The organism is Ensifer sp. LC11, assembly GCF_001695835.1.
Taxonomy (GTDB): Bacteria; Pseudomonadota; Alphaproteobacteria; order Rhizobiales; family Rhizobiaceae; genus Ensifer.
This window is the reverse complement of sequence record NZ_MBSO01000012.1, coordinates 415,581-435,343: the sequence shown is the minus strand read 5'-3', so window position 1 is coordinate 435,343 and position 19,763 is coordinate 415,581. Positions and strand designations below refer to the sequence as shown.

Annotated in this window: 23 protein-coding genes, 1 other RNA gene and 1 pseudogene; 10 read left to right on the top strand and 15 right to left on the bottom strand. The window is 62.6% G+C overall.

The annotated features are described in order from the left end of the window. Window positions 1-122: 122 nt before the first annotated feature. On the top strand, window positions 123-2,162 hold the full coding sequence (locus BBX50_RS10745; RefSeq protein ID WP_065775283.1) for an ATP-binding protein: 2,040 nt from the start codon (window positions 123-125) through the stop codon (window positions 2,160-2,162). Between the two features lie 14 nt (window positions 2,163-2,176). After that, window positions 2,177-2,260 (top strand): annotated as a pseudogene (locus BBX50_RS31030) (SAM-dependent methyltransferase); the annotation flags it as partial. A gap of 64 nt (window positions 2,261-2,324) precedes the next feature. Here BBX50_RS31030 and BBX50_RS10740 read toward each other — a convergent pair. Beyond that, a complete protein-coding gene (locus BBX50_RS10740) occupies window positions 2,325-2,738 on the bottom strand; it encodes a helix-turn-helix domain-containing protein (RefSeq protein ID WP_244513129.1) in 414 nt (137 codons plus the stop codon). Window positions 2,739-2,896: 158 nt separating this feature from the next. On the opposite strand from BBX50_RS10740, the gene BBX50_RS10735 reads away from it, so the two are divergent. After that, window positions 2,897-3,289 (top strand): MAPEG family protein, encoded by a 393-nt coding sequence (locus BBX50_RS10735; protein WP_065775282.1) that lies wholly within the window; start codon window positions 2,897-2,899, stop codon window positions 3,287-3,289. A 45-nt stretch (window positions 3,290-3,334) separates the two neighbouring features. On the opposite strand, the gene BBX50_RS10730 is transcribed toward BBX50_RS10735, so the two are convergent. Further along, entirely contained in the window at window positions 3,335-3,733 is a 399-nt protein-coding gene (locus BBX50_RS10730; RefSeq protein ID WP_244513128.1) for a hypothetical protein, read from the bottom strand. A gap of 165 nt (window positions 3,734-3,898) precedes the next feature. Between BBX50_RS10730 and BBX50_RS10725 the strand changes: the two genes are divergently transcribed. Continuing rightward, complete coding sequence (locus BBX50_RS10725; RefSeq protein ID WP_065775281.1) at window positions 3,899-4,300, top strand: VOC family protein; 402 nt, start codon at window positions 3,899-3,901, stop codon at window positions 4,298-4,300. Between the two features lie 92 nt (window positions 4,301-4,392). Here BBX50_RS10725 and miaA read toward each other — a convergent pair whose 3' ends face one another. After that, window positions 4,393-5,304, bottom strand: coding sequence for a tRNA (adenosine(37)-N6)-dimethylallyltransferase MiaA (gene miaA, locus BBX50_RS10720; protein WP_065775280.1), 912 nt, complete (start codon window positions 5,302-5,304; stop codon window positions 4,393-4,395). On the opposite strand from miaA, the gene serB reads away from it, so the two are divergent. After that, entirely contained in the window at window positions 5,303-6,190 is an 888-nt protein-coding gene (gene serB, locus BBX50_RS10715; protein ID WP_065775279.1) for a phosphoserine phosphatase SerB, read from the top strand. The genes miaA and serB overlap by 2 nt on opposite strands. Continuing rightward, window positions 6,187-6,762 (top strand): GNAT family N-acetyltransferase, encoded by a 576-nt coding sequence (locus BBX50_RS10710; protein WP_065775278.1) that lies wholly within the window; start codon window positions 6,187-6,189, stop codon window positions 6,760-6,762. Before serB ends, BBX50_RS10710 begins: the two co-directional genes overlap by 4 nt. 271 nt (window positions 6,763-7,033) lie before the next feature. Here the strand turns inward: BBX50_RS10710 and BBX50_RS10705 are convergent, their stop codons facing one another. Beyond that, window positions 7,034-7,936 carry a LysR substrate-binding domain-containing protein gene (locus tag BBX50_RS10705; protein ID WP_065775277.1) on the bottom strand — a complete coding sequence of 301 codons (903 nt, stop codon included), beginning with the start codon at window positions 7,934-7,936 and terminating at the stop codon, window positions 7,034-7,036. A gap of 92 nt (window positions 7,937-8,028) precedes the next feature. Here BBX50_RS10705 and BBX50_RS30930 point away from each other — a divergent pair, with 92 nt between their 5' ends. Beyond that, window positions 8,029-8,154, top strand: coding sequence for a hypothetical protein (locus tag BBX50_RS30930; protein ID WP_274533995.1), 126 nt, complete (start codon window positions 8,029-8,031; stop codon window positions 8,152-8,154). A gap of 97 nt (window positions 8,155-8,251) precedes the next feature. On the opposite strand, the gene BBX50_RS10700 is transcribed toward BBX50_RS30930, so the two are convergent. Then, a complete protein-coding gene (locus tag BBX50_RS10700; RefSeq protein ID WP_065775276.1) occupies window positions 8,252-9,031 on the bottom strand; it encodes an RDD family protein in 780 nt (259 codons plus the stop codon). Window positions 9,032-9,459: 428 nt separating this feature from the next. Further along, window positions 9,460-11,034, bottom strand: coding sequence for a DegQ family serine endoprotease (locus BBX50_RS10695; protein ID WP_083213620.1), 1,575 nt, complete (start codon window positions 11,032-11,034; stop codon window positions 9,460-9,462). Between the two features lie 306 nt (window positions 11,035-11,340). Between BBX50_RS10695 and BBX50_RS10690 the strand changes: the two genes are divergently transcribed. After that, window positions 11,341-12,615, top strand: coding sequence for an MgtC/SapB family protein (locus BBX50_RS10690; RefSeq protein ID WP_065775274.1), 1,275 nt, complete (start codon window positions 11,341-11,343; stop codon window positions 12,613-12,615). A gap of 66 nt (window positions 12,616-12,681) precedes the next feature. Here the strand turns inward: BBX50_RS10690 and BBX50_RS10685 are convergent, their stop codons facing one another. The 9 genes from BBX50_RS10685 to BBX50_RS10645 form a co-directional block, all read right to left on the bottom strand. Beyond that, window positions 12,682-13,068: an ACT domain-containing protein gene (locus tag BBX50_RS10685; protein WP_065775273.1), complete on the bottom strand. Its 387-nt coding sequence runs from the start codon at window positions 13,066-13,068 to the stop codon at window positions 12,682-12,684. A 6-nt stretch (window positions 13,069-13,074) separates the two neighbouring features. After that, window positions 13,075-13,260 carry a DUF2065 domain-containing protein gene (locus BBX50_RS10680; protein ID WP_034792618.1) on the bottom strand — a complete coding sequence of 62 codons (186 nt, stop codon included), beginning with the start codon at window positions 13,258-13,260 and terminating at the stop codon, window positions 13,075-13,077. Between the two features lie 7 nt (window positions 13,261-13,267). Next, a complete protein-coding gene (locus BBX50_RS10675; RefSeq protein ID WP_065775272.1) occupies window positions 13,268-14,188 on the bottom strand; it encodes a protease modulator HflC in 921 nt (306 codons plus the stop codon). Then, on the bottom strand, window positions 14,185-15,297 hold the full coding sequence (gene hflK, locus BBX50_RS10670; protein ID WP_065775271.1) for an FtsH protease activity modulator HflK: 1,113 nt from the start codon (window positions 15,295-15,297) through the stop codon (window positions 14,185-14,187). Before hflK ends, BBX50_RS10675 begins: the two co-directional genes overlap by 4 nt. A gap of 156 nt (window positions 15,298-15,453) precedes the next feature. Further along, window positions 15,454-15,990, bottom strand: a complete 537-nt coding sequence (locus BBX50_RS10665; RefSeq protein ID WP_065775270.1) for a dihydrofolate reductase — start codon at window positions 15,988-15,990, stop codon at window positions 15,454-15,456. Window positions 15,991-16,031: 41 nt separating this feature from the next. Continuing rightward, window positions 16,032-16,568: a dihydrofolate reductase gene (locus BBX50_RS10660; protein ID WP_065775269.1), complete on the bottom strand. Its 537-nt coding sequence runs from the start codon at window positions 16,566-16,568 to the stop codon at window positions 16,032-16,034. Next, on the bottom strand, window positions 16,561-17,166 hold the full coding sequence (locus BBX50_RS10655) for a glutathione S-transferase (RefSeq protein WP_065775268.1): 606 nt from the start codon (window positions 17,164-17,166) through the stop codon (window positions 16,561-16,563). Before BBX50_RS10655 ends, BBX50_RS10660 begins: the two co-directional genes overlap by 8 nt. 173 nt (window positions 17,167-17,339) lie before the next feature. After that, entirely contained in the window at window positions 17,340-18,134 is a 795-nt protein-coding gene (locus BBX50_RS10650) for a thymidylate synthase (protein ID WP_065775267.1), read from the bottom strand. A gap of 159 nt (window positions 18,135-18,293) precedes the next feature. Further along, window positions 18,294-18,602, bottom strand: a complete 309-nt coding sequence (locus BBX50_RS10645; RefSeq protein ID WP_065775266.1) for a DUF2853 family protein — start codon at window positions 18,600-18,602, stop codon at window positions 18,294-18,296. 146 nt (window positions 18,603-18,748) lie between these two features. Between BBX50_RS10645 and ssrA the strand changes: the two genes are divergently transcribed. Then, window positions 18,749-19,107: a transfer-messenger RNA gene (gene ssrA, locus BBX50_RS10640) on the top strand. A gap of 139 nt (window positions 19,108-19,246) precedes the next feature. After that, the gene (locus BBX50_RS10635) at window positions 19,247-19,759 is read left to right on the top strand and encodes an SspB family protein (RefSeq protein ID WP_065775265.1); all 513 of its coding nucleotides are present in this window, start codon (window positions 19,247-19,249) and stop codon (window positions 19,757-19,759) included. The last annotated feature ends 4 nt before the right edge of the window (window positions 19,760-19,763 follow it).

Sequence of the window (19,763 nt, the reverse complement as noted above, 5' to 3'; positions counted from 1 at the left end):
GCGGGCAGCGAATGCACAAGGCACCTTGCCAGCACCCCACGCTGCTACCTCAGCAAGCGCGCGAAACCACTTGTTAAATCCCCTCGGCTAACATGAAGGGCCGTATTGCCGGGGTTTGCGCGTTGCTGAACAATGAACTTCATTCCTCGATCCGCGCCGGAGAGCAGGATCGCCGTGACGGCTTGAAGCCCGGCAACCGGTTCCTCGGACGGGTGGTTGCCTGCAACGGCTCGCGCGCCACCATTGCCGCCATCGCCGAAAACGGCGAAACCTCGCTGACCGAACTCTGGTCCGTCGGCCGGTTGATCTCCATTTCCGTCGGCAGGAACCGCGTGGTGGCGCTGGTCTATTCCATGCAGACCGCCTCCAGCGAATGGGGCGAGGAAGCCAACAACATCTTTCGCATCGAAGTCGAGCTGATGGGCGAGGTCCACAAGGGGCCAGACGGGCGTGAAGAATTTTCCGCCGGCATCAGCCAGTACCCCTATCTCGGCGCCATCGCCCATCGGATCCGTGCCGCCGACCTTGCCCGCATCTACGATTCCGGCCGCAACGACAGTTGCATCATCGGCAAGCTTACCCAGGACGAGAGCCTCGACGCGACGATCCACGTTCCCTCGATGCTTGCCAAGCACTTCGCGATCGTCGGCACGACCGGCGTCGGCAAGTCGACGGCGGTCACGCTGCTGCTCAACAAGGCGATATCAGCCGACCCGAAGCTGCGCGTGCTGATCCTCGATCCGCACAACGAGTTCGCCGCCGCCTTTCCCGATCTTGCCGTCGTCATCGACACCGACACGCTGGATCTGCCCTTCTGGTTCTTCCGGTTGGAAGAATTCGCCGAGGTGATCTTCCGTGGCCGCCCGGCCCCGCCGGACGAGCTCGACATGCTGCGCGACATCATCCCCGAGGCGAAGAAGGCCTTTCGCGGCGGCGGCGAAGCCGGCGTCGTCCGGCGCCAGACGGAAAAAAGCTCGATCACCGCCGATACGCCGGTTCCCTATCGCATCGCCGACCTCCTGGCGCTGATCGACGAGCGCATCGGCAGGCTCGAGGGCCGCAATGACAAGCCGCATCTGCGCTCGCTGAAGATCAAGATCGTCTCGGCGATCAACGACCCGCGCTATCATTTCATGTTCTCCTCCAACACGATCACCGACACCATCCAGGACACGATCGCCCGGGTGTTTCGCATTCCCGGCGACGGCCGGCCGATCGCCACCTTCCAGCTGGCCGGCATCCCCTCGGAAGTCGTCAATTCGGTCGCTTCGGTGCTCTGCCGCATGGCCTTTGAAATCGGGCTCTGGAGCAATGGCGGCATCCATATGCTCGTTGTCTGCGAAGAAGCGCACCGCTACGTGCCGGCCGATCCGTCGCTCGGCTTCCTGCCGACCCGCCAGGCCATCGCCCGCATCGCCAAGGAAGGCCGCAAATACGGCGTCTCGCTCGGCATCATCACCCAGCGCCCCGGCGAACTCGACCCGACGATCCTGTCGCAGTGCTCGACGGTCTTTGCCATGCGGCTTGCCAACGACCGCGACCAGGACATCATCCGCTCGGCCATTCCGAACTCGTCCACCTCGACCACCAGCTTCATTTCGTCGATCGGCAACGGCGAGGCGATCGCGTTTGGCGAAGCCGTGGCCGTGCCGATGCGCATGCGTTTTTCCCGCATCGCCGAAGAGCGCCTGCCGCGCGCCCACGGGATCATCGACCGGATCGACGAGGACCACCCGCCGACCATCGACCTCAGATCGATCGTCAGCCGTATGCGCGCCATCAGCGGGCCGGATATTTCCAGCTTCCAGCAGAGCTACATAGCAGCGCAGACCGCCAACGAAGAGCAGCGCTGGGAAGCCGAACTTGGCGCTTCAGCAGAGGCGGCGCCGCAACAGGGCCTCAGCGAACCGGTGCCCCAGATCGAGCCCTATCGCCCGGACATGCTCCCGCGCGCGGCACCTCCGGCCAATCCGGAACTCGAACGCTTCAACCAGATCCGCCAGCAGCTTCTGAGCGAAAAGCCGGCGGACGAAGCACCCGCGCCCCGCTACGGATCGCCGCCACAAGCACCGTTAGCAGCCCCCGGCGACCGCCCGCGCGAAGGATCGCTGCGTGAAAGCCTGCTGAAGCGGCCGCTTGGCAGCATCATCCGCAAACCATAGCCCGCCACATCACGCGGGCCCGCACGCTCTTTCCCGAGGCGTACAAAAGCCTGACGACCAAACCGCGCTTCCTCTTCTTCTCGTCCGTGAAGCTGTGAACGCGGCGCGCGGCGGCAGCATCCGCGAGAAGCACCGGCCTGGAGCCGGCTGAAGATGAGGAATTCAGATGCCGAGGATTTCCTCATGGGCGCCGGTCGCGCCCCAACGGACGATCTCGGCGAGAATCGGCATCAGCGCCCGCCCGTGATCGGTCAGGCTGTATTCCACCTTGCGCGGCACCACTGGATAGTCTCGGCGGCTGATAAGGCCGCGTTCCTCCAGTTCGCGCAATTCGCGGCTGAGAATGCGCGGGGTGATCGCTTTTCCAAGCCCGCCGCGAAGCAGCGACCGTCCAATCTCGCCATAGCGGTGGGTGCCGCCTTCCAGCACGCAGAGAATGTGGAGCTTGTAGCGCCCGCCGACGATCCGGTTGAAGGCGATGGCCGGGCAGAGCCGGATATGGCTCATGTCGAGACCGGTGAGGCTGGACACTTTCGGGCCCACACTTTGCTCGGGTTCCGCGGTTCTTTCCGACATGCCGCCCATCCTCCATGCTACCCTTTTTGTCCGTATTTACGATATCGTACCAGAGAGTTAGCCTGCTTTCAGCAATCAATGCGGGAGGACGGCACGATGGCTGCAACGGCGCAAGCGCCCAGAAAAGCGAGGTTGGAGACGGCTTTCGGAGCGCAGCGATGAGTGTGGAGATGACCGTTCTGGCGCTCGGCTGCATCTTCGGCATCGTCCAGGTTTTCGTCGCAGCCCAATTCCAGACCCGCCAACATGGGCTGGCCTGGTCGCTCTCCTCGCGCGAGGCGGCAATGCCGCGGCCAACACCCCTGGTCGGCCGACTGAAACGCGCGCAGACAAATTTCCTCGAGACATTCCCTTTCGCTTCGTCCGCGCTGCTTGCGGTCGAAATCACAGGTAGGGGCAACGGGATGACGGAAGCCGGCGCGATCCTCTGGCTTTCGGCGCGGATCGCCTTCTGGCTCGCCTATGCGATTGGCATTCCGGTGCTTCGCTCGGTGCTCTTTTCAGCCAGCATCATCGGGATTGGACTGGTGCTGTGGTCGCTGCTGGCCTGACTGAGCCCGACCGATGAAGCACGGGCACCGGCACCAGCGTGCCAATCACCCCCTGAGATCAGCATAGTCCCACGATGGCACCAGGCGGCGGCGTGCCGCTTTTACGATCGCGGCGTAGTCTTCGCGAAAGGGTGCGACCAGCTGTTTTTGAAGACCTGCCAGCAGTCCGAGCAGCACCGCGCATTCCGCCGTGCTTTCGAAACAGGCAGCGTCCGGCGTTGGAGCCACGTTCTCTTCGCTCCAGCGCGACAGAAGTTCAAAAAGCACCACGGCTTCATCGGGAGAAAGGCGGATTTCCGCACTGTCAGGAGAAGTTTTCTGCTCGTCTGTCATCATTGGGACATGGCATGCGCCGCCCGAACCTGCAAGTCGCCCCGCTTTACAGCACGGCATCAGCATTCCCGGTTCGCTGCCAGCTGTCGCCGAGCTGGTTGCGGCCAGCATCATCGGGATCAGACTGGTGCTGTGGCCGCTTCTGGCCCGACTGAGCCGGCCAGGTGCGTATCCCGCAAGGGAACTTTGCCGGGACCCAGCCGTTGTCACGGCGACATCCCGGGGTAGTATCCGTCAGCCGGTTTGTTGAACCACCGACGAAGATGGGAGCGCGCCATGGTCACAAGCATCACCCCTTTCCTGATGTTCCAGGACGGCGTCGCCGAGGCCGCCATGGCCTACTACGTCTCGCTGTTCCCGAATGCCGAGGTGCTGGAGGTCGAGCGCTACGGTCCGGACGAGCAGGGTCCTGCAGGCAGCGTCAAGGTCGCGCTGTTCCAGCTCGGCACCCAGAGGGTCAAGTGCATCGACAGCCCGGTCAAGCATGCCTTCGACTTCACGCCGTCCTTCTCCTTTTTTGTCGAGTGCCAGAGCGAAGACGAGATCCTCGTCCTGTCGGCGGCGCTGGCCGAAGGCGGGGGCGTGCTGATGCCGCTCGACGATTACGGCTTCAGCCGCCGCTTTACCTGGGTGAACGATCGCTTCGGCGTTTCCTGGCAACTGAATTTGGCGGCTTGAGCCGAGGTACGCATGCCCCCTCCACCGCGCCGGATTCAAAGCGACGCGCTTCCGGTTGAGAGCCATTGGCGACGTCCTTTCCTGATTTTGCCTCAGAGCACCGCCGCGGCGCTCTCGATGCGCAGCCAGCTGTCGTCGAGCTGGTTGCGGAACCAGGTCATCTGCCGCTTGGCATATTGCCGCGTGGCCGCAGACGACGTTTCGATCACGTCGGCCTCGTCGATCTCGCCCTTCAGAAGTGCCGCAATCTGGCTGACGCCGATCGCCTTCATGACAGGCATTTCCGGCGGCAGGTCGAGTGCCAAAAGCGCCCGCACCTCATCGATCGCACCGCCTGAAAGCATGGCTTCGAAGCGGCGGTTGATCCGCTCGTGCAGCACCTTGCGCTCCGGCTGCACGACAAATTTCTGCGCCCGGTCTGGGTCGACGATGACGGGTCCGCTCTGTTGCTGAAAGAAGCGGATCGGCTTGTCCGTCGCCTCCACCACTTCGAGCGCCCGGACGATCCGCTGGCCGTCACCCGCCTTCAGCGTCGCCGCCGTCTCCGGATCCTTCGCCGCAAGCTCGCGATGCAGGATTTCCGGCCCCTCCGCCTTCAACCGTTCACGCAGCCGTTCGCGGATCGCGGCCGGAATTTCGGGCATATCCGAGAGACCACCGGTCAGCGCCTTGAAATAGAGCCCGGTCCCCCCGACGAAGACAGGCAGGCGTCCTTCACCCCTAAGCCGCGCGACCAGCGCCTGCGCTTCGCGCGCCCAGGCGCCGGTGGAATAGGCCGAAGCCGCCGGCACATGGCCGTAAAGACAGTGCTCGATGCCGCCCATGTCGGCTTCATCCGGCCGTGCGGTCAAGAGCCGCAACGTGTCGTAGACCTGCATGCTATCGGCGTTGATCACCACGCCGCCGTGACGTCGCGCCAGTTCGACGGCAAGCGCAGACTTGCCGCTGGCGGTCGGCCCGGTTATCAGGATCGCGTCGCTCTCGGTATCAAGGTTGTTGTCCATGGCTCTCGTTGCCACGCTTATCGCCAATCCGTCAAATCCTGTTCTGACGCCCGCGCTTGCGGAAGCGGCCGTAGAAGCCGTCAAGGCATCAGGCCTCTATTGGCTGGCAGACGGTGTCGCCTGCGACATCGCACTCATCGACGGCACCGACCCGGATGCGGCCGAAGCGTTGCTGCGTGGCCAGATTGGCAACGCGCCGATCGACATCGCCGTGCAGGACGCCGAAAGCCGTCGCAAGAAGCTTCTGATCGCCGACATGGATTCGACCATGATCGGCCAGGAATGCATCGACGAACTCGCCGCCGAAGTCGGCCTCAAGGACAAGGTGGCGGCAATCACCGCCCGCGCCATGAACGGCGAGATCGCCTTCGAGCCGGCGTTGATCGAGCGCGTAGCACTGCTGAAGGGCCTGCCGCTTGGCGTCGTCGACGAAGTGATCGCCAAGCGCATCACGCTGACGCCGGGCGGGCGCCAGCTGATCGCCACGATGAAGAGCAAGGGCCACTATACCGCCCTCGTCTCCGGCGGCTTCACCGTCTTCACCGGACCGATCGCCGAGATGCTCGGCTTTGACGAGAACCGCGCCAATACGCTGATCGCGGAAGATGGCATCCTCACCGGCGAGGTCGCCTCTCCCATTCTCGGCAAGCAGGCCAAGGTCGACGCGCTGCTGGACATCGCCGGCCGCCTCGGCATCTCGACGGATGAAGCCCTTGCCGTCGGCGATGGCGCCAACGACCTCGGCATGATCCAGCTTGCCGGAACGGGTGTGGCGCTGCACGCCAAGCCTGTTGTCGCCGAACAGGCCAAAGTCCGCATCGACCATGGCGACCTGACGGCCCTCCTCTATCTGCAGGGCTACCGCAAGACGGATTTCATCGGATGATCATTTCCGAAACCGAGCGGCTGCGCATTCGGGCCTGGAAGCAACCAGACCGCGATCTCTTCTTCGAGATCAACAGCGATCCCAAGGTGATGGAGTTCTTCCCCTTCCGCCGCAGCCGCGCGGAGTCCGACGCGCTCTTCGATCGCGTTGGACGCGGCATTGCGGAGACGGGCCTCGGCTTCTTCGCAATCGCTCTGAGAGCCGATGACCGGCCGATCGGCTTCTGCGGCCTCGCGCTCACGGATCTGGAACCGCACTTTCCCAAAGGCACGGTCGAGATCGGCTGGCGGCTCGCCGCCCGCTATTGGGGCCAGGGTTACGTCACTGAGGCAGCGTCGGAACTTCTGCGTTACGGATTCGAGGAAAAAGGCCTCGACGAGGTCGTCTCCTTCGCCGTCGCCGCCAATTCCCGCTCCACGGCCGTCATGCAGCGGCTCGGCATGCACCGCGACGCCAGCCGCGACTTCGACCACCCCCGCGTCCCCGCCGACCAGCCGGCGCTGGTGCGCCACGTGCTCTACGCCATCAGTGCCGGCGAATGGCGGCAGCGGCATTCGACGGCCGGGATCTAGCGCACCTTCCAGTCGTTGGCTGCCCCTCATCCGCCTGTCGGCACCTTCTCCCCGCCAGCGGGGCGAAGGACGCACGAGGCAAGCTTGCCGGTCACACAGGCGCCCTTTGATGGAATCTTGCCGGCCTATTTTTCCTGATCCTGCATAGGTCGTCGCAGCCGCGCGGCATACCCGGCTTTCGTTTCGGGCAGCGCCGCTTCTCCTCGCGGCTCTCTCCCCGCTTGCGGGAGAGATGTCCGGCAGGACAGTGAGGGGCCGCGTGCGAAATCCGTCACCTCTCGCGCCCCGCCCCAGGATAGCTCCGCTCAACCCAGGCGACAAAAGCCAGCGCCGCCTCCGAGAGCGCATCGAAGCGCCGCGTCACGATAAACAAGGCGCCATAGGGCACCGAGATATCGAAGGGCTGGATCAGCCGGCCAGCGGCAATGTCGTCGCGCGCGTGGTCGCGGTCGATCAGCCCGACGCCATTTCCCCTGAGCGTCGCCTGCAACACCATCGAGCCATCGGCGAAAATCGCGCCGCGCTCCAGCTTGACCGGAGCCTCACCGGCGCCTGCGAACCACTGTTCCCAGAGCTGTCTGTTCTCCTCGTGCAAGAGCCCATGCTGCAGCAGGTCTTCGGGTCGGTCGAGCGGCTTTCCGGCAGCCGCCAGCGCCGGCGCGATCATCGGGACCATCTCCACCTTCGCCAGAGGCCGCGCCTCGACCCGTGGCCAGGAACGGGCGGTGACGCTGTGGCGGATGGCGATATCGGCGTCACCGGAGCGAAACTCGACCAGCCGGGTATCGGCGTCGATGACCAAATCAATGTCCGGGTTCTCCTGCTGAAATTGCTGCAGATGCGGCACCAGCCAGCAACCGGCAAAGGAGGGCTCGGCGCTGACCTTCAGCGTCTGCGACAGCTGCCGCCCCGAGAGCGCATCGAGGCTTTCGCCCACCGTGTCGAAGGCCGCCGTCAGCGTGCCGAGCAATGCGCGGCCATCGGCGGTCAATCGGACGCTCCTGTGATGCCGCTCGAACAGCGGCCGGCCGATCAGATCCTCAAGCTCGCGCACCTGCCGGCTGATCGCCGCTTGAGAGACGAAAAGCTCGGCCGCCGCCAGCGTGAAACTCTCCAGCCGCCCGGCCACCTCGAAACTCCGCAACGCTGTCAGGGGCAGACGGCCGCGCTTCATGCATAACCTCAAGTTATCCGAAGCCGACTGTAAACTCGTTTGAGGAATACGGGCAAGTGCGGTGAAATGCTTGAAAGAGAGGAGGTGCGGCCATGCTTGCGATCATCGAAATCCTGTTCGAAGCCCTGCGGCTGATCACCTTCCAGCCGGCACGCAGGAAGTCCTGCATGCACCCTACAGCGCCGCGCGTCTTATCAGACGCGCAAAGGTCGCTGTAGAATTTTGAGTTCCTGCATGTTTTTGTCCTTCAAACGGCTACGATTAAAGGAAACATGTAGTAGAGCGGCAGAGAGTGACGACTGTTAGTCTGCGGCCTCAATTCCGCACCCAGACCGATGTTCCGGCGGCACGATCGTAAACAGGGTCCCGCTTTCGAACGACACTCACTGTAATCCAGGCAAACCATCCGACGAATATGAGCCCTGCGAGAATATTGGCGCCGACGAAGACCGGGTGGGTGAGCAGAACAAACGGGTCCCAGGCCCAACGTGCCACAGCGAGTTCAAATCCCAACGTCACCAGCATGCCTGGAACGACAGCGGAAAACATCACGACGTAACGCAGCAAAGCCGAACGAACAGGGACGCCAACGGCGAGGGCATCCAGATGGCTCGCCGTTCGGATCGAAAGCAATTGCTTGCCGAGCGTCGCGCCGCGGCGGCTTTCCAGCGTCACGAGATACGCCAGAAAGACAAGAAAGCCGAAGAAGTCGACGGGCCACACATCGCGCTGCTTCCCGTCTGCTCCCAGATAATAAGTCTGCGAAATCCGGGTCGTGGTCCCAGCTTCAACGGTAACCTTGCTGACCGTCAACGTTCTTTTCAGGTCGAACCCAGCCAACGTAACCCGGCATTCAACGACGCTATTGTAATCGGCTGGTGGTCGTGGCGTGGGCACTATCGGAAGATCACCGAGATCTTGGCAAACCATGTAGTGGAAACCAAAGCTGCCCTGCACGGCTCCGCCGGTTAGCATGAACAGCACGATGACCGCGGCCTGCATCGGCAGGGCGACAAGCGTAAAGTCTATGAGGAACGCTATGGCTCGTCGCCAGAAGCCTGCGCGCAATACGACCTTCTCAAGGCTGTCCGTCATCAAATTCCCCCGGCGCAATAGGATCTGTCCGACCCCAGTTCGCTAGGTGTAAGGACAACCTTGCAGGGAAATCAATACCTGCGCTACCTACACCAGCCGCTTCGTCCCACTTATCGCATCCAACTCCAAAGATACGCGCACAGCGCACGCCCCTTGCAACCGCGCTGTGTCGAGGGGAAAACCCGGAACTGTTGGCGCACGCAAGCGGGTGCGGCGGTGCCCCTTCTCCCCGCGCGCGGGGAGAAGGTCGCGGCAGCGGGATGAGGGGCGGATGGAGAACACCAACCGCCACCGATTTCAGTCTTGAATCAAAACCTGAAGGAACGGATTCAGCCTGTCAGCCGAACGGACGATGGATTTGAAAAGATTCGGCAATCACCTTCGCTGCGGCACCCGAAAACTTGCCACAGCCGTACCACTGGGAAAGCCTATTCCACCCGCACCGTGACGAAGCGCAGTTCACCGGTCTTGTTGGAGAGCATCAGAAGCGCATTGCGCCGGCCGCTGGATTTCAATTCCTCCACCCGGTCGGCAACGTCGCCGGGCGTGCCCATCGCTTCCTGTCCCACCTCGACGATGACGTCTCCCGGCTCGACCCGCCGCTCCGCAGCGCCGGAGTTCGGCGCGACCTCAGTGATCACCACACCGTCCACATCCTCGGCAATGCCGTATTTCTTGCGGATCTCCTCGTTCAGCGTCGCAAGCTTCATGCCGAGCACGACATCGGTCGCGGGAAGCGGCGCCGCCTCGGGCTTGTCCACTTTCGGCCCCTCCTCGCCGGTCGCTACCGCCGGCGCGCTTGCCAGCTCTTCGCCGTCCTCAAGACGGCCGAGCGTCACCTTGACTGTCTGCTCCTTGCCGTCGCGGATCACCACCACGTCGACCGCCTTGCCAACGGGACTTTCGGCAACGGCCCGCGGCAGGTCGCGCATCTCGCTCACTTCGCGTCCATCGAACCTGACGATGACGTCACCGGCCCTGATCTCGCCATGGGCGATCGGCCCGCCCTCGATGATGCCGGAAACGAGCGCACCGCGGGGCGACGCCATCTTCAGGCTCTCGGCGATATCGTCGGTCACCGGCTGGATACGCACGCCGAGCCAGCCGCGCCGCGTCTCGCCGAAGTCCTTGAGCTGCAGCACGACATTGGCGGCAAGCTCCGTCGGCACCGAAAAGCCGATGCCGATCGAGCCGCCGGATGGAGAGATGATCGCGGTGTTGATGCCGATCACCTCGCCGGCCATGTTGAAGAGCGGTCCGCCGGAATTGCCGCGGTTGATCGCCGCGTCCGTCTGAATGAAGTTGTCATAGGGGCCGGCATTGATGTTGCGGCCACGCGCCGAAATGATGCCGACCGAAACCGAGCCGCCGAGGCCGAACGGGTTGCCGATCGCCATCACCCAGTCGCCAATGCGCATCGTGCGGGAATCGCCGAAGGAAACGGCCTTCAGCGGCGTTTTCGGCTCAACCTTCAGCACCGCGAGATCGGTCTTGGTATCCTTGCCGATGAGCTTGGCCTTCAGCTTGCTGCCATTGGCGAAATTGATCTCGATATCGTCAGCGCCCTCGATCACGTGATTGTTGGTGACGATGAAGCCTGTGGGATCGATGACGAAGCCGGAACCGAGCGAATCGACCGTACGCTGTCGGTTGCCGCCCTGACCGCCCTGCCCTTTGAAGAACTCGTCGAAATAGGGCTGATAGGGAGAGCCCTCCGGTACCTGCGGGGTCGGCGCGTCGTCGTCGTTCTTGACCTTCTGCGAGGTCGAGATGTTGACGACCGCGTCAAGCAACCCGGCGGCGAGATCGGCGACGGAGGCCGGACCGTTCGTCGGCGGACGCACGGCAGCGGTCTGGGCAAGCGCCGTACTGCTGAAGGCGAGCGTGCCTGAAAGCGCCAGAACGCCCAAGGCAGCGCCAAGCGAATGAGCTCGGGATTTCGATCGCGTGGACAATTCGCTTAAGCTCCTTCGCTGTTTCGGCGGACGACCGCTTGCGGCCATCGCTGCCACTCCTGCACGGCGACCAGCAGTCCGTCCGGACGTGTGACTGTCGCCATAGCACTTTGATTCCTCGCATAGTTCGACCTTTGGCCCATTCAGTCCAGTCGATTATGCGGTGGGCGTCGTCGCCGCAATCCGGAGACCGCGCGACATCCGATTTTCCCCTGAAGATAAGGCGGAATTCGGAAGCGTCCAAACACGATTTCCTGATCCGCACCGAAGCGTTGCAGCACGTCGCTGGCGGCAGACAAGCGACCGTGTCGCGCAGACTCTTGTCCAGGCGATCCGGAAGCCTATCCTTTCCATATGGACTTTGTCGAAATCTTCCAACGCCTCGGCGTGTCCCTCGCCATCGGGCTGCTTGTGGGCTGCGAGCGAGGATGGCAAGAGCGTGAACAGCCATCCGGTGGCCGAACCGCGGGCATTCGCACGTTTGGTCTTGCCGGCTTCCTCGGCGGCCTCGCCGGCTACCTCCAGACGCTCTCCGGCCCCATCGTGCCGGCGGCGCTGCTATTGCTCTATGGCACCGCCTTCATCATTTTCAGGCAGCGAGAGTCAGAGGAAGAGGATGATTATGGTGTAACGACCGTCGTCGCGAGTTTCGTCGTCTTCGCACTTGGTGCGCTGGCGGTTCTCGGCGACTTGCGCATCGCGGCCGCCGGCGGGGTAGCGACAACGGTGGTGCTTGCGGCCAAGCGTAGACTCCACCGGTTCTTGCGGCAATTGACCTGGCTGGAGATCCGGGCAGCCCTCGTTCTCCTCGCCATGACCCTGGTCGCCCTACCGCTGCTGCCGAATGAGACCGTCGATCCCTGGGATGTGCTGAACCCCTTCGAGTTGTGGCTGCTGACGATCACGATCGCCGCCATCTCCTTTGTCGGTTATGTCGCCATACGGGTTGCCGGACCGACCCGCGGCATCCTGTTTGCCGGCGCCGCCGGCGGACTGGCCTCCTCCACGGCCCTGACACTCTCCTTTGGCCGCTTCGCAGCAGAGGCGCCGAAGAGCGGCCGGCAGCTCGCGTCCGGCGCTGCGATCGCCGGAGCCCTGTCGCTTATCCGCGTCGTCGTCATCGGGGCCGCCCTCGCACCCGTCCTCCTCATGCCGTTGGGGATTGCATTGACGCCGGCCATATTGGTCATGCTGGCAGCCAGTGCCATGCTCGCCTTTCGTAGCGAGAAGCAGGGCGCGCCGGATCTTCAACTCGAAAATCCGTTCGAACTCAGCGAAGTTCTGCGCTTTGGCGGCCTGCTCGGTGGCGTGATTCTGGTGTCGAAGGTACTGGTCGACAGGGTCGGCCAGACCATGCTCTTCGTCGTCGCCGCGGTATCGGGTCTGATGGATGTCGATGCTATCACGCTTTCAACAGCGCGGCTTTCCGGGACGACCGTCGATCTCACCACTGCAGTCACCGCGATCCTGATCGCGGTGGTCGTCAATCTATTGACGAAAGTGGTGCTGGCCTTCACCGCCGCCGGGAAAGGACCCTACGCGATCACGCTCGCTTTGGCGACGCTCGCTGCAATCGCGGCGGGGGCGCTCGCCCATTTCACCCTGGGTTTCGTCGTTCCGGCAACCTGAACGCGCTTCCTCAAGTCAGAGCGCAGCAGCGACCTTTGCGCGCCTGATGAGACCTAGCGCGGCAGGTCAGGTGGTCAGTTCGTGCCCGTGCTCTTTCAGGGCCCGTACCGCCTTGTCGAGATCGGAGCCGGCAACGAAGATGTAGTCGGTGCTGAAGGTCGAATTGGCGAAGATGCCAACGCCGGCATCCGAAAGCGGCTGGAGGACGGAGGCAAGCACACCAGGCACGTCGAAGGCAAAGTGTTGCTCGACGCGGAAGCAGCGCCAGCCGAGCGAGCTTTGGACGCTGGACGGCACGCGGGCGGCGCGGCAGACCAGCGTCATCTCCTCGCGCGAGCTCGACACGGTCCAGAAGCCCGGTCCCGGCAACCATTCCGGTATGCTGGAACCGATATTGAGGCGGGTGATGGCGTATTCGGCATCGACCAGCCGGATCAGCAGTTTATGTGGCATTTCGCATTATCCTCGAAGCAACCATACAAGTCCGACCCCGGCAGCAACGCAAACGAGCCCCGCCAGTCGAAGCTGATGTTCGGGGACATACGGCAAACGCTTTGCCATTTCCACCAAAACCAAAGGGGCCAGTGCGTACACCAGCCCCTCGATGATCAGGAAGAAAGCGAATCCTGTCAGAAAGTCTGACATCGCCCGCCTAGTTTCCGGTCGCTGCTTGAGGTGCTGCGGCCGGCGCAGTGCCTTCCGAGTTGTTGAAGTAACGGAAGAATTCCGAATGCGGCGACAGCACGAGCGTCGTGTCCGGGCTGCCGATTGACTGCGTGTAAGCGGTCATCGACCGATAGAACTCGAAGAACTTCGGATCGCGCGCAAAGGCGTCGGCAAAGGTCTTCGTCCGTTCGGCTTCGCCCTCACCGCGCAGGATTTCCGAATCGCGCTGCGCGTCGGCGACGATCTCGACGACCTGACGGTCGGCGATGGCGCGGCGACGCTGGCCTTCTTCGTTACCACGGGCGCGGATCAGTTCGGCTTCCGCCAGACGCTCGGCCTTCATGCGGTCGTAGGTCTGCTGCGACACTTCCTGCGTCAGGTCGGTGCGACGAATGCGGACGTCCTCGATGTTGAGACCGAGCGACTCGGCATCGGTCTTCAGGTCAGCGCGCACTTCACGCATCATCGACGCACGCTCGTCGGAGAGCGCTGCCTCGAAGCCACGAAGACCGTAGACACGACGCAGCGATGCGTCGAGACGGGTGCGCAGGCGCGATTCCGCAGAATCGCGGTCGCCCGATACCGTTTCGCGGAAGCGACGGGGATCGGCGATCTTGTAGACGACGAAGGCGTCGACTTCGTAGAACTTGCCGCCCGAGACCTGGACACGGATGTTGTCGAGATCGAAGCGCAGTGCCTGGTCTTCGACGTACTGGACACGATCGGCGTCCATGAAGGCGAAGGGCAGCTTGAAGTAGAGGCCCGGCTGGCTCTTGACGTCCTTGATCTGACCGAAGCGCACGACGATTGCCTGCTGGCGCTCGTTGACGACGAAGACCGAGGAATAGATGCCGACGAAGACAACCGCGAGCAGGATCAGGATGACGGAGGTACGGTTGTTGATCACTGTGCTGCTCCCGACACTGCGGCGGCACCCGACGTGGTCGGACGGCCGATTTCATTCAGCGGCAGGTAGGGCAGAACGCCCTGGCCGTTCTTCTCGTCGATGATCACCTTCTTCGACTTGCCAAGAACGCCCTGCATCGTTTCGAGGTAGAGACGCTTGCGGGTCACGTCAGGGGCCTTCGAGTATTCGTCATAGACGGAGACGAAGCGCTGCGCTTCACCCTGTGCTTCCTTGACGACGCGGTCCTTGTAGGCGGCCGCCTCTTCGCGGATCTGCGCACCCTGACCACGGGCCTTACCGAGCACCTGGTTGGCGTACTGGTTGGCTTCCTCGACGAAACGGTCTTCGTCCTGTTCGGCGCGCTGCACTTCGTCGAACGCATCGGCCACTTCGCGCGGCGGTGCGGCGTCCTCGATCGCGACCGTGTTGACGGAGACGCCGGTACCGTAGGTGTCCATCGTCGCCTGGATCGTGCTCTTCACGTCGGCGGCGATCGCCTGACGATTGTCACGGAAGATGTCCTGTGCCGGACGGCGACCGACGACTTCGCGCATCGCGCTTTCAGCCACCTGCTGCAGCGTGTCGGACGGGTTCTCGACGTTGAAGAGGTAAGCCTTCGGGTCGGTGACCGAATAGAGGACCGAGAACTGGACGTTGACGATGTTCTGGTCGCCGGTGAGCATCAGGCCGGAATTCGACTGGCCGCTGGAGCGGCCGCCGATATTCTGCTGCTGCTCGGTGATCTTGACGAATTCGACGGTTTCGAACGGCCAGAAATGATAGTGCAGGCCAGGCATCGAAATCTCGTCCTTCGGCTTGCCGAAGCGCATTTCGACGCCGCGCTCGTCCGGCTGCACCGTATAGATCGAGTTGATCAGGACGAAGCCGACGATCAACAGACCGACAATGGCAAAGACGCCGCCGTTAAACCCGCCGGGAACGACGTTCTTAAGCTGGTCCTGGCCACGACGAATGATCTCTTCCAGATCCGGCGGGCCACCCTTACCGCCGCCACGCGGCCGGTTCGGCCCCTGGCCCCATGGCCCCCCCTGATTGCCGCCGCCGCCGCCCCATGGGCCGCCGCCGCCATTCTGATTGCTCCAGGGCATCAAAACCTCTCTGTTGAATACTTCGCACGCAGAACGGCCGCGCCACCGCACGGTCGTTCATGATGTGAAACCGTTATAGGTATCCCCCGCACCGCTTTCAACGCGATACGCCCGAGTTCACCGTAAATGGTTCAAAATAGTTGACGATCCGCCGCGTCAGGCTGTCGCACGCCGCTTAAAGGTGACGAAATGCATGGCGTGGCTATCCTTTTCGCCCTGCGGCAGGTCTTCCTCGAACACCTTCTCGAAGATATCAGGATCGATATCAGGAAAGCGCGTGTCGCCATCCACCTCCGCCTGCACCTCGGTCACGTGCAGGATATCGGTCACCCCGATCGCCTGGCGATAGATCTCGCCGCCGCCGATGACGCAGATTTCGCTCACGCCTGCCGCCGCCGCTTCGCGGTTGGCGAGCGCGATTGCCGCATCGAGGGAAGGCACGACGCTGGCCCCTTCGGCGACAAAATCGGTGTTGCGGGTCACGACGATATTGGCGCGGCCGGGCAGCGGCCGGCCGAGCGAGGCCCAGGTCTTGCGCCCCATGATGACAGGCTTGCCGATCGTCAGCGCCTTGACGCGCTTGAGGTCGGTCGAGAGCCGCCAGGGCAGATCGCCGTCGCGGCCGATGACGCCGTTGGCGGCAACCGCCACGACGATCGAGACCTTCGGATAGAGGCTCTTCGTCTCAGTCATGAAGCCCTTACGGTCAGCAAAATAGTTGACGATCCGTCGCGTCAGGCTGTCGCACGCCGCTTGAAGGTGACGAAATGCATGGCGTGGCTGTCCCTTTCGCCCTGCGGCAGGTCTTCCTCGAACACCTTCTCGAAGACTTGCGCGTCGATATCCGGAAAGCGAGTATCACCGTCCACCTCCGCCTGGACCTCGGTTACATGCAGGATATCGGCAAGCGCGATCGACTGGCGATAGATCTCGCCACCGCCGATGACACAGATCTCGTCGGCGCCCGCCGCTTGTGCTTCACGGCGCGCAAGGGCGATCGCCGCATCGAGCGAAGGCACGACGCTGGCCCCTTCGGCGACGAAATCGGCGTTGCGGGTAACCACGATATTGGCGCGGCCGGGCAGCGGCCGGCCGAGCGAGGCCCAGGTCTTGCGCCCCATGATGACAGGCTTGCCGATCGTCAGCGCCTTGAAGCGCTTGAGGTCGGTCGAAAGCCGCCAGGGCAGATCGCCGTCGCGGCCGATGACGCCGTTGGCGGCAACCGCCACGACGATCGAGATCTTCGGATCGGTGTTCTTCTTTTCAGTCATGGAACCCCTGCGGTTTGCTGTCGATTTCCCTTGCCCGGTCGTAGGCCGCGCGGTCTGTCACCACCCGGATGTAGCGATCAACCACCGTGCTCTCCGGCAGGATCTTGCGCATCCATTGCAGCGCGCTTGCCAGAAGCAGGTCGGCGGCACTCATCGTTTCGCCAAGCAGATAGGTTCGCCGGGTGAGCACGTCGATCACATGGGCGCACATTTCGCCGTAGAGCCGGGCCTGCGCCGGATTGTTGATGGTGGCGCCGGAGATATGGGCGAGCGCTGTCGGCTCGATCACGCCTGCATAATAGGCAAGCCAGGAGAGATAGGCGCCGCGCTCCTTGTGGCCGGGCGGCCGGCCGAGGCTGCAATCGGGATAAAGGTCGGTGAGATACTGCACGACGGCAGCCGACTCCCAGATCACCGTCCCGTTGTGAATGAGTGCGGGCACCTGCTTGTGCGGATGCGGATTGTTGTCGTCGGGCTCGCCCGAGCCATCCCAACGACGGATCGACACGTAGCGGATCTCGTACTCGGCGCCGAGCTCCTCGAGCAGCCAGACGATGCGCGACGAACGCGACAGCGGCGCATGGATCAGTGTGAGCATCGATACCTCCCTTGGACGGCAGCCCTCCCCGCCGTGCCCGAGCATTGGATCGCCGGCCCCTCGGCTTGAAGCGACGAAGGCGCCTGCCGCGCCGCGCCAAAGAACAGCGCGGCACAAGCGCAAGAAACGAAGTTCAGGAATGCAGGCTTGCGTGCCCGCAATGCCCGCATACGTCAGACGGCGATCGGCGCCTTGATGCTTGAATCGGCTTCGTAGCCGACGAGCCTAAAGTCTTCGAAGCGGAAAGAAAACAGGTCCTTCACCTCAGGATTGATCTGCATCTGCGGCAGCGCCTTCGGCGTGCGGGTCAGCTGCAGCCGCGCCTGCTCGAAATGGTTGTGGTAGATATGCGCGTCGCCGAGCGTGTGCACGAAATCACCTGGCCTGAGGCCCGTCACCTGCGCCACCATCATCGTCAATAGCGCATAGGATGCGATGTTGAAGGGCACGCCCAGGAAGATGTCGGCCGAGCGCTGATAGAGCTGGCAGGAAAGCTTGCCGTCGGAGACGTAGAACTGGAACAGGCAATGGCAGGGCGGCAGCGCCATCTCGTCGACCAGCGCCGGGTTCCAGGCCGAGACGATGTGGCGGCGCGAGTTCGGATTGGTTTTCAGGCTTTCGACGAGGCCGGCGATCTGGTCGATGTGGCGCCCGTCCGGCGCTGGCCAGGAGCGCCACTGGTAACCGTAGACCGGGCCGAGGTCACCGTTTTCGTCGGCCCATTCGTCCCAGATGGTGACGCCATTGTCCTTGAGATAGGCGATATTGGTGTCGCCCTTCAGGAACCAGAGCAACTCATGGATAATCGAGCGCAGGTGCAGCTTCTTGGTCGTCAGCACCGGGAAGCCTTCGGAGAGATCGAAGCGCATCTGATGGCCGAAGACCGAGCGCGTGCCCGTGCCCGTCCGGTCGCCCCGGTCGCTTCCGTTCTTCATCACGTGGTCGAGAAGGTCGAGATATTGCTGCATGGTCTGGCGCCGCCGATTCGTAAACGTCCCCAAATTTAGGACGAAGCCGGCGGCGAACCAATGACCAAGGGAGAATTATCCCTGAGATTTCGGCCAAAGAGCGGAATACGGCAGGACGCCTGTGGCTTTTTCGCCCGCATACCGCGTTGTTTTACTAAACTACAGCGTCTGCAGTTTTCCGAGGTTCTTGGCCACCAGATAGTAGAAGGTGACGCGCGATTTGGAGCGGTCGGCCGACATCGCCTTCACGGTAGCCTCGATCGCCTTGTCCGCATCCGCGCCACTGATGCCGAGCTTCTTTTCGCACCATTTCTCCTTGACGCGCTCAAGCTCCTTCGGATCGGTTGCCGAAACGAGTGAGGAATCCTTGTTGCGCAGCGCAATGCCGAGGTGGCGCACGATCTTGTTCACAACGGCTTCGTCGGCGCCATTGTCATATTTCTGCACATCTGCGAGGTAGTCCGTCATGAGGCCTCCAGGTTGCTTTTGCTTTTCGAAACGGCAGCCAGGTTTCGCCGGCCGCGTTGAGCAGCGGGAGTTTTTCATGGATGCCGGGCAAGTCAAGGCAGTTCGGCGCCGGGCAGGCCGGGACAAAGTCATATATCCGACACATCCCCCTTTTCTTGAGCGCCGGAAAGACCTATATGAACGGTGCCGTCTTCGGGCGGCTATGGCAATAAACGGGCGATGAAATAAACCCATTGGACCCGGGGGCGGTACCCGGCGCCTCCACCAAAAACCGATCCTTGGCGATCGGCTTTTGATGGGGGCGAAATAGGATCGACAAGGGCGTAAAGATCGACTTTTTGCTCGGCATTGTACCACCGTTATCGGGCTAAACTTATAGTTGCAAACGACAACTATGCTGAAGCACGTCTCGCTGCTTAATCGCGGTGCGACACTTCAAATCAAGTCCTTCCGGGTAGCACCGTAAGGCGGGGTCCGAAGGCACCTGGCAACAGAAGCCTTCACCTTCTCCCCCGCTTCGAAATGGTCTATAGATGCTTGAATAATTGACTCGTCTCATCGAGACGGGCAATGAAAAGCCGACGGCAGCATGTCATAGCCGGCTGCAGACAAGTAAGATTGAGTTCGAGAAAGACGGGACGCTCATGGGCCAGGACCATATCCGCTACGACATTCTGGCACAGGACGCGCTCCGCAGCGTCATCCGCAAGGTTCTGACGGAAGTCGCAACGACCGGCCACCTGCCTGGCGAGCACCATTTCTTCATCACCTTTCTCACCGGCGCGCCTGGCGTGCGCATCTCGCAGCACCTCAAGGCAAAGTATCCGGAACAGATGACCATCGTGGTCCAGCACCAGTTCTGGGAGCTCAAGGTGACCGAAGGCGGCTTCGAAATCGGCCTTTCCTTCTCTGACACGCCGGAACGGCTGGTCATCCCGTTTAACGCCATCCGTGGCTTCTATGATCCCTCGGTCAATTTCGAGCTGGAGTTCGATGTGGCGGCCGGCGAGGAAGAGGAACCGGAATCGGCTGAAATCACCGCCTATCCCGTTCCTGAGGAAAATGGCGAGGCCTCCGCCAAGGAAGACAAGCCGACCGAGCCGAAGAACGGCGGCGGTTCCGTCGTCTCGCTCGATTCCTTCCGCAAGAAGAACTGATCAA